The organism is Paenibacillus sp. FSL H3-0469 (assembly GCF_038051945.1).
Classification (GTDB): Bacteria; Bacillota; Bacilli; order Paenibacillales; family Paenibacillaceae; genus Paenibacillus_AQ.
In genome coordinates this window covers 3,172,601-3,188,301 of sequence record NZ_CP150302.1, presented here as the reverse complement: position 1 = coordinate 3,188,301, position 15,701 = coordinate 3,172,601, and the positions used below count along the sequence as shown (strand labels likewise).

Annotated in this window: 11 protein-coding genes; 6 read left to right on the top strand and 5 right to left on the bottom strand. The window is 54.1% G+C overall.

The window, feature by feature from the left end; all coding sequences use genetic code 11:
• Nucleotides 1-51 precede the first annotated feature (51 nt).
• The 4 genes from NSS83_RS13775 (at nucleotide 52) to NSS83_RS13760 (ending at nucleotide 4,489) form a co-directional block, all read left to right on the top strand.
• On the top strand, nucleotides 52-978 hold the full coding sequence (locus tag NSS83_RS13775) for a sugar ABC transporter permease (RefSeq protein WP_051494095.1): 927 nt from the start codon (nucleotides 52-54) through the stop codon (nucleotides 976-978).
• Between the two features lie 21 nt (nucleotides 979-999).
• Nucleotides 1,000-1,875, top strand: a complete 876-nt coding sequence (locus tag NSS83_RS13770) for a carbohydrate ABC transporter permease (protein ID WP_341184021.1) — start codon at nucleotides 1,000-1,002, stop codon at nucleotides 1,873-1,875.
• A 68-nt stretch (nucleotides 1,876-1,943) separates the two neighbouring features.
• Nucleotides 1,944-3,053 (top strand): glycoside hydrolase family 88 protein, encoded by a 1,110-nt coding sequence (locus NSS83_RS13765; RefSeq protein WP_341348430.1) that lies wholly within the window; start codon nucleotides 1,944-1,946, stop codon nucleotides 3,051-3,053.
• A 92-nt stretch (nucleotides 3,054-3,145) separates the two neighbouring features.
• A complete protein-coding gene (locus tag NSS83_RS13760) occupies nucleotides 3,146-4,489 on the top strand; it encodes a glycoside hydrolase family 28 protein (RefSeq protein ID WP_341348429.1) in 1,344 nt (447 codons plus the stop codon).
• A gap of 298 nt (nucleotides 4,490-4,787) precedes the next feature.
• On the opposite strand, the gene NSS83_RS13755 is transcribed toward NSS83_RS13760, so the two are convergent.
• The 4 genes from NSS83_RS13755 to NSS83_RS13740 form a co-directional block, all read right to left on the bottom strand.
• Entirely contained in the window at nucleotides 4,788-5,207 is a 420-nt protein-coding gene (locus NSS83_RS13755) for a hypothetical protein (protein WP_341184024.1), read from the bottom strand.
• A gap of 335 nt (nucleotides 5,208-5,542) precedes the next feature.
• Nucleotides 5,543-6,181 (bottom strand): hypothetical protein, encoded by a 639-nt coding sequence (locus NSS83_RS13750; RefSeq protein ID WP_341184025.1) that lies wholly within the window; start codon nucleotides 6,179-6,181, stop codon nucleotides 5,543-5,545.
• On the bottom strand, nucleotides 6,178-6,687 hold the full coding sequence (locus NSS83_RS13745; protein ID WP_341184026.1) for a flavodoxin family protein: 510 nt from the start codon (nucleotides 6,685-6,687) through the stop codon (nucleotides 6,178-6,180). Before NSS83_RS13745 ends, NSS83_RS13750 begins: the two co-directional genes overlap by 4 nt.
• 12 nt (nucleotides 6,688-6,699) lie before the next feature.
• Nucleotides 6,700-7,269, bottom strand: a complete 570-nt coding sequence (locus NSS83_RS13740) for a TetR/AcrR family transcriptional regulator (RefSeq protein WP_341184027.1) — start codon at nucleotides 7,267-7,269, stop codon at nucleotides 6,700-6,702.
• Between the two features lie 203 nt (nucleotides 7,270-7,472).
• Between NSS83_RS13740 and NSS83_RS13735 the strand changes: the two genes are divergently transcribed.
• Entirely contained in the window at nucleotides 7,473-8,483 is a 1,011-nt protein-coding gene (locus NSS83_RS13735; protein WP_341184028.1) for a ketoacyl-ACP synthase III, read from the top strand.
• A 240-nt stretch (nucleotides 8,484-8,723) separates the two neighbouring features.
• Here NSS83_RS13735 and NSS83_RS13730 read toward each other — a convergent pair whose 3' ends face one another.
• Nucleotides 8,724-9,749 carry a LacI family DNA-binding transcriptional regulator gene (locus NSS83_RS13730; protein ID WP_341184029.1) on the bottom strand — a complete coding sequence of 342 codons (1,026 nt, stop codon included), beginning with the start codon at nucleotides 9,747-9,749 and terminating at the stop codon, nucleotides 8,724-8,726.
• A 293-nt stretch (nucleotides 9,750-10,042) separates the two neighbouring features.
• Here NSS83_RS13730 and NSS83_RS13725 point away from each other — a divergent pair, with 293 nt between their 5' ends.
• A complete protein-coding gene (locus NSS83_RS13725) occupies nucleotides 10,043-15,226 on the top strand; it encodes a carbohydrate binding domain-containing protein (protein WP_341348428.1) in 5,184 nt (1,727 codons plus the stop codon).
• The last annotated feature ends 475 nt before the right edge of the window (nucleotides 15,227-15,701 follow it).

The following is a 15,701-nucleotide window of genomic DNA, read 5'->3' as shown; positions in this document are numbered from 1 at the left end:
AAGAGAATCATGCAGGAAGTAACCGCCCCGCCCCGCGTAGTTCCCGAACCCATGCCGAAGAAATATAAGAGCAGCAGTGAGCTGAAGAAGCGGCTGTGGCGTAACAAATTGCTCTATGTCATGCTGATCCCCGGCGTGCTGTATTTCATTATCTTCAAATATTTGCCGATGTACGGACTGATTATTTCCTTCCAGGATTACAAGCCTTACCAAGGAATTACCGGCAGCGAATGGGTGGGCATGAAGCATTTCAGCCGGCTGTTCACCGAGCCTGATTTCCTGAACATTTTGGCGAATACGCTGATTCTGTTCGGTATGAATATTCTGATTTATTTTCCGATTCCGATTATTCTGGCCCTGATGCTTAATGAACTCAGAGGCACCTTCTTCAAAAGATTCTTCCAGACCCTGGTGTATCTGCCGCACTTCATGTCTTGGGTTATCGTCGTCTCGATCTCCTTCGTCATGGTGACGATGGACGGGGGGATTATCAACGAGCTGCTGGCTTACTTCGGATTCGCCAAGATCAATTTCCTGCTGAGTCCGGGCTGGTTCCGGCCGATGTATATCCTTCAGGTCATCTGGCGGGAAGCAGGCTGGGGCACGATTATCTATCTGGCTTCCATTGCGGCTATTGATCCGGGGCTCTATGAAGCTTCGCGTATGGACGGAGCCGGACGGCTCAGACAGGTCTGGCATATTACGCTTCCGGCCATCCGGGGAGTAATTATTACCCTGTTTATTCTGAAAATCGGTTCCGTTCTCGACCTGGGCTTCGAGCATGTCTACCTGCTGCTCAACTCCATGAACCGCGAGGTTGCGGAAATTATCGATACGTATGTCTACACCGCCGGTCTGCGGCAAGGGCAGTTCAGCTACAGTACAGCCATCGGCTTCTTCAAGTCGATTGTGGGCCTGATTATGGTCATGACCGTCAACAAGGTGTCCAAGAAAATAGGAGAAGAAGGCGTTTATTAAAATGCCGCAGGAGGAATTCAAATGGTAGAAGACCGCACATTCAGCGGCAGACTATTCTCTGCCGTCAACTTTATACTGCTCGCCCTGATCGCGCTGGTAACGGTGCTGCCGTTCGTCCACGTGGTGGCAGGCTCCTTCACAACAAGTGCTGAGCTGGCTGCCAACAAGTTTGTGCTGATTCCGAAGGTGTGGAGCCTGGAGGCGTATAAATTTATTTTCTCCACGAACACGATCTTCAGAGCCTTGGGGGTATCGATTGGAGTCACATTGATAGGCACGCTGTTCAGTATGTTCATCACGGCGCTGATGGCCTACGGTCTCTCCCGCAAGGATCTGGACGGCCGCCGGGTGTTCAACTTCCTGGTGGTGTTCACGATGCTGTTCCACGGGGGAATGATTCCTACGTTCCTTGTAGTGAAGGAGCTGGGGCTGATCGATTCGTATGCGGCGCTGATTCTTCCGTCTGCGATCAGTGCGTTCAATATGATTATCCTTAAGAACTTTTTCCAGAACATTCCTGAGGGGCTGGAGGAATCGGCCAAGATTGACGGCTGCAATGACTTCGGAATTCTGTTCAAAATCGTACTGCCGCTGTCGCTGCCGGCGATCGCCACGATCTCTCTGTTCTACGCCGTGACGTACTGGAACACTTATATGAGCGCCATTCTCTATCTGGATAACAGCGCCAAATGGCCGATTCAGGTCCTGCTGCGGCAGATTGTCGTGCTGGCTAGCGGGATGGATCACAGTGCGACACTGGACGGTACGGTTCCGCCGCCGGATCAGACGATCAAGATGGCCGTTATCGTGGTCGCTACGCTGCCGATTCTGATGGTGTATCCGTTCCTGCAGAAGCATTTTGCCAAGGGTGCGATGCTGGGCTCGATGAAGGGCTGATGCTGACGGGGGAATCGCTGATGCTAAGCGAAGACCGGACATTCTGAATTATTGAAAGGGGAATAACGATGATTGGCAGTCTGCCGCAAACACCGATCGAATGGGCGCAAAAGGCCTGTGATTCACTGATGGATACGTATGAGGCGGGAGAGCTCCCGCCTGCGCACCGCTGGCATTATCATCAGGGCGTGTTCCTGTGCGGAATGGAGCTGCTGTGGAAGACGCTCCGGGAGGATCGTTATATCGATTATATTAAGCAGTATGTGGATGATCTGGTGGATGAGCAGGGGAACTTCGACTTTGCCCGGGATGAGCTGGATGCCGTACAGGCGGGGCTGCTGCTCTTCACGCTGTATGAACGGACCGGCAAGCGGAAATACCGGGAGGCGGCAGTCAAGCTTCGCCATTTGCTGCTGACACTGAACCGCACCTCCGAGGGCGGATACTGGCATAAGGACAAATATCCGAACCAGATGTGGCTGGACGGGCTGTACATGGCCGGGGTGTTCTCGCTGAAGTACGCGAATACTTATAGAGACGATGGCTTGCGGGCCGAGGTCCTGCACCAGGAGCGGCTGATGCGCAAATATATGAAGGACGAGGCGACCGGCCTGCTCTACCATGCCTGGGATGAGAGCCGCCGCATGCCATGGGCGAATCCCGCCACCGGCTGCTCGCCGGAGTTCTGGAGCCGTTCGCTTGGCTGGTACGGACTTGCCGTCTCGCAGTTCCTGGATGAACTGCCGGAGACTGATCCGGGCCGGGCGGAGCTTGCTGCCGAGCTGAGCGGATTCGTACAGGCGTTAATCCGCTATCAGGACCCGCAGAGCGGCCTGTGGTATCAGGTCGTGGATAAGGGACATGAGCCCGACAACTGGCTGGAGACCTCCGGCTCCTGTCTGTTCGTCTACACGATTGCCAGAGCAGTGAAGCTGGGTATCCTTCCGGCTGAAGTTATGAATGAAGCGGCGGAAGCAGCGCGTAAAGGCTACGAAGGCTTAATTCAGGTGCTCCAGTGGGATGAGCAGGGCCGGCTGCTGCTGCCGGATATCTGCATCGGAACCTCGGCGGGAGATTACCGGAACTATGTTACCCGCCCGAAGGCCAGCAATGATCTGCACGGCGTGGGAGCGCTGGTAATGGCCTGTGTGGAGATGCAGGATTTGTATAAGGCATAAGCAGAGTGGAGTTGGAAGCTGCCGGTTCAGGCATTGGCGCAATAGAGCTGGAGCTGCATAGACCGGCAGCGGATGAGAGGAGGAGGCAGACAGTGTATAACATAGTGGATTACGGAGCGCAGCGGGACAGCGGAGTATCGGCAACGCAAGCGATTGCGGATGCTATTGCAGCGGCGGACCGTGACGGCGGAGGTACAGTGTATATTCCGGCTGGCACTTTCCTGACCGGAGCGGTGCGCCTTCGTAGTAACATTGAGCTGCATGTAAGTCCCGGTGCGGTATTGTCCTTCAGTACCGATCCGGCGGATTATACTGTCGTGGAATCACGGTGGGAAGGGGTCAAGCAGGAAGTCCATATGCCCTGCATCTACGGGGCGGGCCTGAGGAATGTCTCGATTACCGGGAGCGGAACCATTGACGGGAATGGAGAACCCTGGTGGGAGAAGCACCGGAGCCGCCCGGAAGAGCTGGAGTATCCGCGCCCGAGACTGATTGGCTTCGACGATTGCAGCCGCGTGACTCTCCGCGATCTGACGCTGGTGAATTCCCCAAGCTGGACGGTGAATCCGATCCATTGCAGCAATGTGATGATTGATAATCTATCGATCCTGAATCCGGCCGATTCACCGAATACGGATGGCATCAATCCCGAGTCGTGCCGGGATGTGCGCATCAGTAACTGTCATATCGATGTCGGCGATGATTGCATTGCCATCAAGGCCGGGACGGAGGATACCCGGGAGCGGATTCCCTGCGAGAATATCACGATTACGAACTGCGTGATGGTTCACGGCCATGGCGCGGTGGTGCTGGGCAGTGAGATGAGCGGCGATATCCGCAATGTGACAATCAGCAATTGTGTGTTCAAGCAGACGGACCGAGGCATCCGCATGAAGTCACGGCGCGGGCGGGGCGGGATTATTGAGGATATCCGGATCAGCAATATTGTGATGGAGGATGTCATCTGTCCCTTCACGCTGAATCTCTATTACTTCTGCGGCCCACGGGGCAAAGAGAAATATGTCTGGGACAAGAATCCTTATCCGGTAACGGAGGAGACGCCGCAGTTCCGGCGGATTCATTACGCCAACATTACCGCCCGCAATGTCCATGCGGCGGCGGGATTCCTGTACGGGCTGGCGGAGCAGGCCGTCTCGGAAATCACCTTCACCAACATCGATATCTCGATGGCGGAGCATGCGGTGCCCGGCCAGCCGGACATGATGGCAGGGCTTGAGGACATGCAGCGCCGTGGCTTCTTCCTCGGCAATGTCCGCGAGGTGCAGTTCCAGCAGGTCACTATTGAGAACCACGACGGCCCGGCCTTCTATGTGGAGAATGGGGAAGAAGTGGAGTTCCTGCACTGCCGCTCCAGGAACACGGCCAAGCCGGAGAAGCTGGTGGAGCAGGTTAGGGTGGTGCTGGCGGAAAAATAAAGCCTTGGGGCTGGTGAGATCCGGCGAGACCAGGTGAGAGCTGGCGAGATCAAGAGGAGTCATTCCGCTAGGCGTTCGAATAGAAGTTGGAATTGAAAGAGCCTGGTCCTGTTGGGGACCGGGCTCTTTGTGAGAAATCCGGCAGGTGCTGGTGTGGACAGGCTTGAAATTGAATGATAAAAGTGTTATTAATTGTGCTAAGTTTAGAGTGAGAGAGGTAAGCGTATTTGAATAGTACGCACTTTGAACTCATATAAGCACTTAAAAGTAATCATGATTAAGGCTTATAAATTTTGTTCTATTTAACTTGGATTTTCAAGGCATAAACAGCAGTACCTTTCTTCCAGGTGGCCATTACCCCGTAGATATAGGTGCCGGCACTACCCGGTACATTGAATTGATTCAAGTCAGTAACATCTTTGAATTTATACTTACTAAAGTGTTCTCTTACAAGCATTGAATCCGGCGATATATCGAATTTGATTTGAATTTCAGCTCCAGCAGGAATAATTTCCGCTTCTTTCTCCTCCATAGCTTCCCATGGACCACCGTATAATTCTTTGGCACCCCAACTATATGTACTAATCTCCACAGGAACAACTTCACCGGTATCCAAAGTAGCGCTCATTTCGGGTAAAGGCATAGAGCTAAGCTTACTACACCCAGTGATCATCACTATAAGTATTAGTGCTAATAATAACATTCCTATCCTGTTCATAGGAACCTCCTTTTGCGGAAGACTATGTAGCAGGTATTCTATACTATGATTGTAAAAAACAAATAAAGGAGATAGTTGTATTCCATACATTTAAAAACAGTGAAAAGGAAGGTTTCCCGCTTCTAACTGTAGTTTGTACAACTAAATTCGCCCAAATGGGGGAGGAGTCCGGTATCGGTGGAATTTAGGTGTACGAAATACAACTAACCGTATCATCGCGGGAATATCAGGTGATTTAGATGTACAAAGTACAATTAAGTCCTAAATTAAGTCCTCCACTTGTACATTAAATCTGGTACGGAACCCCGCCAGTATGCGATTAGTTACAGTATTCGCTACATCCGCCGCAGCAGATCCTTCGGCTTCAACCCGTTCTTCCGGGCCGTCCCGTGCCAGAAGAAGTGCGTGGCATTGAATTTCCAAGCGAAGCGCGGGAAGTTGGGGTTGATCAACAGAGATTCCCCGGAATTCCGGGACTGGATGTTCCCGGCCAGGCTGTGCATGGCGCGGCCCAGATTCTTCAGCGGGCCCCGGCCAAGCGGTACCTTCCCCAGAGAACCCAGCATTTCACCGGCGCCGTGGCCGATGCCTTGCCCGAAGTGAACACCGGCACGCGTGCACCAGTGTCTGAGGATATCCAGCACTATCTGGTTCTGCTCCCCCTCATAAAAGCCGTTGTTAATCAGTGCGTAGACGTATATCTCCCGTTCGCGCTCTGCCTTTAGGTATCCTTCGAGGGTAACCAGGAGCTGGAACAGATGCGAGGGGATACCGTCATTATAGAGCGGGAAGGCCAGGACCAGCACATCCATGCGGCATAGCTCACTGTACTGTTCAGGAGTGAGCGGTCTTTTATTCGGAGTATAGGCGTGCAGTTCGTTCCCGTCCGCAATCAGCGGCTCCAGCATCCCCAGCAGAAGGCCTGAGTTGCTGCCGGCAGGCTTGGGGCTGCCGTTAATCATGGCAATGTTCATTGCAGGACCTCCTTAATGCTCTGCGGACTGGTATGGAAAAATACGTTGTTGCCTGCCGAATACAGATTCATGCTATTAGCTGCAACGAGCCTTCTCGCTGTATCCTGCTCAGCCTCCGTAATATCGTTGCCGTAGAAATGTACCGAGAGTGTGAACTGGTGATCATAGCGGCTGCGGTGACGGGTGGCTCCATCTTTGGTTACAAAATAGGGAAGGACGTAGGAAATGCTCCGGTTCAGCACATTCAGCACAAAGGGGCTATAGCTGCCGTACATACATTTACTGATGATCGTAAGTTCATCACTGCGCGAGAACAGCTCGCCCAGATTGTCGTAGCCATCTCTCTTAATGACGCATGTCCCGGGAGTCCGGGTCCAGCAGCCGAAGCAGCCCATGCATGAATGAATTGCACCGCTATCCGAGATGACCGTTACTTCCTCTTGTGCCATATCCCCCAGCCAGCCCTTGAATTCTTGCTCCTGCAGATCGTGTATGATCGTTCTCAAGATTCCATCTCCCTAAAAAATAGATTTAAGCTCCAGCAGATCGCGCCAGTTGCCCGAATACTTAACCCCGTTATTGGTCAGCAATGCCGTAATTCCATGCACCATGGACCAGAGTGTGATTAGCTGAGGGGTGAACTCGGTCTCCGGCAGACCGTTGCTGCGGAACACTTCAAAGGCTGTAGTCCTGAACAGGACGAATGGCGGATAACTGTCAGTATCATAATTGTCCAGATCAATGGTTATGCCGGAATGGTAGAACAGAAACTGGAAATACTGTGGATGCTCTACGAAAAAATCAATATAGGCCTGCCCAAGCCGGGAGACCGCTTCAAACTTACCTTCCTGGCCTTGGATGGAGATACGCAGCGAATCCATAAATTGCCCGGTAACATGTTCCCCCATGGCAGCTACCAGTTCATCTATATTTTTGAAATGGCTGTAGGGGGCAGTGTGGCTGACTTCACATTCGGCGGCAACCTTCCGCAGGGAAAAGCTGCTGATGCCGTCCGAGTTAATTAGCTTGATACCCGCTTCTATAAGCTGATTGCGCAGATTGCCGTGATGGTAGGGTTTATCCTTCAAAGGTTCTGTTCTTCCTTTCATTCTTGACTGATATCTTAACGACGTAAAGATTGTAGCATGCGTTTGTGATCTTTACAATGTTAAGATGTGATTGCCGCAAGGCGATTCCGGGTATACATTTTGCAAAATAGTCAGGAGCAGGTTATAATTAGTACCAAGTACTAATATCAGATACTAATAAATCAAAAGCTGAGGTGGATCATATGACAGGTGCAAAAATAACAGCGATCGGCTCTTACGTGCCGGCCCGCAGACTTACGAATCAGGATCTGGAGCAGATGGTGGATACTAATGATGAGTGGATTGTGCAGCGGACCGGGATCCGGGAGCGCAGAATCAGCCGCGAGGATGAATATACCAGTGATCTGTGTGCAGCCGCCGCCTTGGACATGATGAAGCGATATGGTAAAAGCGTACAGGATGTCGATATGGTGCTTGTGGCGACCAGTACCCCTGATTTTTCTTTTCCATCTGTGGCCTCGATTGTACAAAATACCCTTGGCATTCCGCTGACTGCGGGAGCGATAGATCTGAGCGCTGCCTGCGCCGGATTCGTGTATGCTCTGCATACGGCTCATGCGCTGGTGTCTTCGGGACTGCATCATAAGGTGCTGGTCATTGGTGCCGATACGCTGTCCAAGATCACAGATTATACGGACCGCAGTACCTGTATTCTGTTCGGGGATGGTGCAGGGGCTGTGCTGGTGGAGAGCGGCGGGGCGAAGGATGACTTCATGGGATACCACCTCGGCAGTGACGGAAGCGGAGCGCAGCATGTCTACCGCACAGGGCTGGCTGAGAAGGTGAACGGAGTGGAACTCTCCGCGACAGGGCTGCTGGTGCAGAATGGCCGGGAAGTGTTCAAGTGGGCGGTCCGTACGGTTCCGCAGGGAGTACAGCAGGTGCTGAAGAACGCCGGAGCAGGTCTTGCGGAAGTAGACTGGTTCATCCCGCACAGCGCCAATCTGCGGATGATTGAACCCATCTGTGAACGGCTGAATTATCCGCTGGAGCAGGCACTATACAGTCTAGAAGCCTTCGGCAATACCTCGGCGGCCAGTATTCCGCTTGCGCTTGATCTGGGTATCCGCGAAGGGAAGGTGCGCAGCGGCCAGCAGGTGCTGTTGTACGGATTCGGTGCGGGTCTTAGTCATGCAGGTCAACTGGTCAGGCTGTCGCTGGACCCTCAGGTAGCTGAGCCTGCCTCGCTGTGATGGATTGAGGCTAAAGAAGCAAGGACAGGCCAATGTGGGGGCCAAGCCGAAAAATGGTCCCCAAAATCAGAAAAACGGTGCCTTGAAGCAGCCCGCTAAATGAGCGATTATAGTATCGAAAGCGTTTTCGGGTGGGTGCATAGTGCAGCCAAGCGAAGTTCTGAGCTGGAGGGGAGGGATCGCAGGGCAGGTCCGGAGAGGCAGAAGTTCATCATTACGGCGATCCGGTGGTATAGGCGTTCAGTGGTTCAATTGTTTCAGCCCGCTGCCGCAGGATTCACGGACGATCAGCGCCGGTTCAACGACAAACGAGCCGCCTTCAGACTGGTTATTGATGAGATCGAACAGCATATGGGCGGCGAGCACACCCAGGCGTTCCTTGTTCTGGCGGATGGTAGTCAGCGTAGGGCTGGTATACTTGCAGGCCTCGATATCGTCACAGCCGATGATAGCCACATCCTCGGGAACACGCAGACCCTGCTCCTTCAAGGCGCGGACAGCGCCGAGGGCGAGGAGATCGGAGGCGGCGAAGACCGCTTTTGGCAAATCTCCCAATGCAATTAACGAATTCATTGCCGCATAACCGCTGGGCTCAAAGAAATCGTTGCCATGCACGAACCAGTTAGGATTCATGACCAGGCCGAAGCCGGCAATGGCTCTGACATACCCTGCTTCCCGCAGGTTAGAGATGTCTGAATCCGCTGTACTGCCTATGAAGCCAAGCTCCCGGTGTCCGAGCAGGTAGAAGTGCTCCACCACCTTGGAGGCAATCTGGTAATTGTCTGACATGACATAGCCGGACTTCTTGCCGGTCAGCTCCAGGTCTACCCCGATGCAGGGAATAGGGCTCCGGTCCAGCTCCTGTATGGCAGGCTCCATCTGCTCTCCCGAGATAATGACACAGCCGTCCACATGGAAATGCAGGCAACGCGAGTAATAATCACCGCTGTTAATGAACTTCTCATTCGAGAAGAAGATCAGGTCGTACCCCAGCACCCCCATCTGCTTCTTGAACGAATTCAGCACCTCTACAAAAAAAGGATGGGTAAATTCCACATTCAGCTCACCGGCAAAAATAACCCCGATCAGATTCGACTTCTTGGTAGCCAGCGTCTTGGCGGAGCTTGAGGGGGTATATCCGGTTTGTTCGATGATTTCAAGCACTCTTCGTTTCGTTTTTTCGGAAACATCGCTGTAATTATTCATGATTTTGGACACAGTCGATACAGAGACCCCGGCCATTTCAGCAATTTTTTTGATATTCATTTGCATGGCTATGCTCACCCCCGCTTCATAGTTATAACAGGGCCAAAAGACGGGTATGCCAGGGTTTCTCAAGGCTACTGACCGTTCACTTGGACACTCTCTGCTGTCAAACAGCAGTCCTTTCTAGAGTCTATTCAACTTGCCGAAACAAGTCAAAGGTTAATTGCATTCAGAGGAATGGCATGGAGATAATCGAAACCGATTTCGGTCCGGAGCTCGAAGATAACAGGAGAGTAACGGGACGATGTTAATGCGCTAAGTTAAGACTCTAATTCAGAGGAGGTTTACACGGAATGAAAAAGAATATACCGGCGTTGTTAGCAGCCGCTGTAATGGTTACCGGACTTCTATCGCCGCTGGGGAGCGGCGGGGCTGAGGCGAAGTCTGCTCTGAGCAGGCTGACAGCACCTTCGGAGACAACGGCCGCCTTGCAGGGCGGAAGCTTAGGTGCCAGTGATTTGAAAGCGTTTACCGATGTAAAAGAGGGCAGCTGGGCGGCTCAAGCTGTGATGCGCTGGAGCCGTAGCGGGGTGATCTCCGGCTACGGAGATGGCAGCTTCAGGCCGGAGCAGCAGGTAACCCGGGCAGAATTTACGGCAATCGTCAACCGAATCTTCGGCTATAAGGACTTGGCGGCTGTGCTTCCGGCAGATGTCCCGGCGGGGGCCTGGTATAAGAACGATATTGCCAAAGCGGTAGCAGCAGGGTATCTCCTTGCAGACGCAGATCAGCGAATTGAACCTGCGGCTCCGCTGAAGCGCGGGGAGGCGGTCCTTGCCCTGCAGCGGATACTGAGGCTGGAGACAGAACGTCAAGCGAAGGGCATGTATAGCGACCTGGCGGGAGCCGGCAGCGCAGTAAGCGCAGCGGCGGATGCTTTTACGGCAGCAGGTTATATGCAGGGCTATGCCGGAGGCTTATTCAAGCCGGACGGGAGGATCACCCGGGCCGAGCTGGCGAAGCTGGCGGATTCACTGGTGCCGGAGCTGCGCTCCGCAGCCGGGGAAGTGAAGCTGGGCAAGGTGAAGGGCAATGTGGTGCTGAGCCATGAGGATATTACACTTAGCGACAGCATTATTGAAGGGAATCTCTATCTTACCGAGGGGATCGGGGAGGGAGAGCTCCGGCTGGAGGGAGTGCAGGTGAAGGGCACCACCTATATCCGCGGCGGCGGTGAACATAGCGTGAGCCTGGTGAACAGTACTCTTGGGCCTGTTCAGGTGGCGAAGCCGAAGGGCAGCGTCCGCATCGTTGCCAGCGGAACGACAACCACTGGAACAGTGTACCTTGATTCCGGTGCTATTCTGGAAGAAGGCGCGCTTACCGGGGAGGGCTTCGCCAATGTTGTACTCCCGGCAGGGGAGAGGGCGGTCACTCTTATTGGCAATTATGGGGTTGTATCCACCGCTGATGCTGCCGGAGGCAACCTTACGCTGAGCTTGTCAGGCAAGCTATCCAAGCTGATCTGGGGCACGCCCGGCAAGCTGGTGCTGATGAATCAAGCGCAGGTGGCGGAGTTGCTTCTTACAGCTGGTGCCCGGGGCACTACGATTACGGGCAGCGGCAGCTTCGGCACCGTGCTGAATCAGGCCGAGGCTGTAACAGCCGGCGGCATCGTGCTCAAGCCGGGCAGCCGCAGCAATCTGAATCTGGCCTCGCCGCAGGCCAGCCAGCCGCCTGTTGCTGCGGGGGGCGGAGAGACGGCGACAGCTACACCGGCTGTCACGGCAACGCCGGAGCCGACGCCAACACCAACGCCAGAGGTTACGCCTGAGTCAACGCCAACACCAACACCAGTGGTTACGCCGGAGCCAACGCCAACACCGACCCCAGTGGTTACGCCGGAGCCAACGCCAACACTGAGTCCGACGCCGACACCAGTGGTTACGCCGGAGCCAACGCCAACACCGACCCCAGTGGTTACGCCGGAGCCAACGCCAACACCGAGTCCGACGCCGACCCCAGCGCCGACCAGTGATCCGTGGAGTCTGGTGTGGAATGATGAATTCGATGACAATGTCATTGATCCGGCGAAGTGGACCTATGATCTCGGAGATGGCACCGTTGTCGGGAATCCGGGCTGGGGCAATAATGAGCTGGAGTATTACACAAATGATCCGAAGAATGTGAAGGAGCAAGACGGCAAGCTGGTCATTACCGCACATAAAGAGGCAAAGGGCGGGAAGCCGTACACTTCTACCAGAATCAAGACCAATGGATTGTACAGCAAAATGTACGGCAAATTCGAAATTCGGGCGAAGGCACCGGCAGGCAAGGGGCTGTGGCCCGCGATCTGGATGCTGCCGGAGAATTATGTGTACGGCAATTGGGCGGCCTCCGGGGAGCTGGATATTATGGAAGGCTGGGGCAGCCGTCCGAATGTAGTTGCCGGAACGATCCATTATGGTTCCCAGTGGCCGGACAATGTCTATTCCGGCAAGGAATATGTACTGCCGGGCGGTTCCACCATTGAAGAATTCCACACCTACTCCATAGAATGGGAGCCGGGAGAGATCCGCTGGTATGTGGACGGGGTACTGTTCTCTACCAAGAATGACTGGTACAGCAAAAGCAGCGGCCAGCCGGCTATCAATGCTTATCCGGCACCGTTCAACCAGAAGTTCCACCTGTTGATGAATCTGGCAGTCGGCGGCAACTTTGACGGTAATCCTACGGAAGAAACGGTATTCCCGAGTTCCATGGAGATTGACTATGTCAGAATCTATGAGCTGACCGGACGCGAATACCGGCAGCCGGTACCGGTGGAGCTGGAGAAGGAGCCTTATCTGGAAGGGGCTAAGCTGCCGCTTGCGGACGGGAACTTCATTTATAATAGCGGTTTCACAGAGCAGGTAGAGGGAGATCCCGGGATGGGCATCCCGAATACAGCCCACTGGGTAATGTATAAGGATGAAGGCGCGGATGCAGCGCTGTCCCTGGAGCCCGTAGACGGCAAGAACTTCCTGAAAGTAAACATCTTGAAGCCGGGCGGTAATACTTATTCGATCCAGCCGCAAGCTATTGTCTCGCTGGCGAAGGGAAGATTCTACAAGCTAAGCTTCGACGCCAGAACGGATACGGCGAGGGAGTTCACAGCCCGGCTGACCGGCGGCGCACCGCTGGGCTTCCCGTCCTATTCTCCGGCGTTCAAGGCGGTGCTGACCCCGCAGCTTCAGCATTACGAGACCATGTTCCAGATGAAGGAGAGCTCGGACAATGCCGCGCGGATTGAGTTCAATCTGGGGACCAATGCTTCTCCGGTCTGGCTTGGCAATGCTCGGCTTGAAGAAATCGGCAGTATTCCCTTCGATCATGATAGCGCCAAGACGCCACTCGGCAGCGGCAACCATCTCTACAACGGCAGCTTCGATCTGGGCGAGCCGGACCGGATGAGCTATTGGCATATCGGCACTTCCGGAGGTGCGGAGGTTAATCCGCAGGTTGACACTGAAGGCCGCCTGAAGCTGGACATTACAGGCGTGGACTCTGGCGGCAGCGGGGTTACGCTGCAACAGAAGGGGATCTTCTTGGTGCAAAACCAGGATTACAAGCTGACCTTCGAGGCAGATAGCTCCTCCGCACGGACAGCAGTAGTTGAACTGAGCGGTTATGACGGCGTTGTCTATGCTTCCCAGCCGGTTCAGTTGAGTGCGGGACATCAGCAAGTTGAAGCGGTGTTCAAGAACTTCCCGGGGGCCAGCGACCGCCTTGGACAATTCGTCCTGAGCCTTAGCGGGGGCACCGGAACGGTGCTGCTGGATCAATTCGTACTGGTACGCACCAGCTCCTATTATGACCCTGATCTGACCTATTACCCGCTCTTGAACGGGGATTTCAGCTTCGGGCTTACGAGCTGGGAGCGGCTGCTGACAGAAGACGGCGGCCAGAGCACTGCGGCAGCAGTGGACGGGGCAGCGAAATTCAGCATTACGAACACCGGTAACCAGGCGTATTCGGTGATGCTTTTCCAGAATAACCTCAAGGCTGCGGCGGGCTTGGATTACGTGGTTGAATTCGATGCCAGTGCCAGCGTGGCGCGGCAGATGGGTGTGAAGGCAGAGAATGCGAGCTATTCCCCTTCCATCGATAAGACAGTGGAGCTGGTGCCGGAGATGAAGCATTACCGGTTCGAATTCCGGCAGGGTACGAATGATACGCTATCATTGAAATTCCTGCTCGGCAAGGTGGGTGGGGTGAGTGTTCCGCAGAGTCATGACATCATCATCGACAATGTGCGATTCGAGATCAAGGACGCCCCGGCGAAGCCGCAGGAGCTGCTCGCAGATTCCACAGCCAACCGGGTATCACAGCCGATTGAGCTGACCTTCATCCAGAAAGCAGAATGGTCGGGCAGCATTAAGTCCGTTAAAGTGAATGGCGTAACACTTGCGGAGGAGCTGTACGATGTACATCCGGGAGCAATTATAATCCAGGCTGCCGCCTTCCCGGCAGAGGGAAGCTATACCATTACCGTGGAAGCTGAAGGTTATGTTAACGCTAGTGTGGTGCAGACCATACTGGCGAATGATAACAATCTGGTCGTCAACGGATCATTCACCGGCGGCAGCTCAGGCTGGTCCACCTGGTCCGGCGAAGGCGGAGCCTCGTCCTTCCAAGTGGTGGACGGAGCAGTGGAGGTGCTGATTACGGCGGCCGGGTCACAAGCCTGGCACACCCAGCTCTATCAGGAGAAAATCCCGCTGGAAGCCGGCGCAACCTATGAGCTGAGCTTCAGAGCGAAGTCTACCGTTCCCCGGCAGATTGTCGTAGAGTACAGCGGAACCTCTGCCCAGGCGGCGCAGGCGAAGTTCGATATTACAGCTACGTGGGCGACTTACAGCACACAGTTCAGTGTAACCAATGACAATCCGCTGAAGCTGAATTATCTGATCGGCGCCACGCTGGGTGAGGATAAGACGGCTAACCATACGGCGCATACGATTTCTTTTGACGATATCGTGCTTAGGAAGGTAACGGATGGACAGGGGACTGAACCTGCCAGCGGCACACTGGATAACGGCACATTCGATGCCCAGCCGGCTCTTAAGGGCTGGACCCAGTACTTCGAGGGCGCCGGAAATGCCGCAGTCCAGAATGGGGAGCTTGAGGTGTCACTGGCCTTCACGGGATCAGCCAACTACGCCGCCCAGGTAGATTACAGGGATCTGAAGCTGATTCAGGGTAAAAGCTACACCTTGAACTTCAGCGCCCGTTCGGATATCAACCGGGTGATTGAAGTAGCAGTCGAGCATTTCGGAGGGGAGTACACGAAATATCTGCAGACAACCGCCGCTGCATTAACAGGCGAAAAGCAGAGCTTCAGCTACACCTTCACCATGAACGGCGGAACGGATGCAGGTGCTCATCTGGTCTTCCTGCTGGGGCTGAATCCCGGCAACAGTCCAGAGACGAATGCCGCTATCGAAGCGGGCAATCATATCTATATTGATGATGTCAGTCTGGTCGAGAACCCGTAAGCTAACGAGATATGGCGTGACTTAGCGGTGTTATAACAACCAGCGACAGCACGTCAGCATGCGAGAACGGCCGCAATCCTTGCATTCAAGGATCGCGGCCGTTTTGATGCTTGTAGGGAAACTATAGTTCCCCTGGTAGAACATCGAATGGCCGGAATGTATGTGGAAAACAGCATACATTGCTTTCAAACGTAGGCGATGGCCCGAATGTATGTGGAAAACAACATACATTGCGCTCAAACACAGGAGATGGCCCGAATGTATGCGGAAAACAACATACATTGTGCTCAAACGCAGGCGATGGCCCGAATGTATGCGGAAAACAGTATACATTATGCTCAAACGCAGGCGATGGCCGAATGTATGCGAGGCTAGGTTCCCTTGAAGTCTTTGGGTAGTTCCATTTCCCGCTTAAACAGTGGAGAGGACAAAACGACCCGCGGAGAAGCGATAGTGGTCGCCTTGGTCTCCGGAT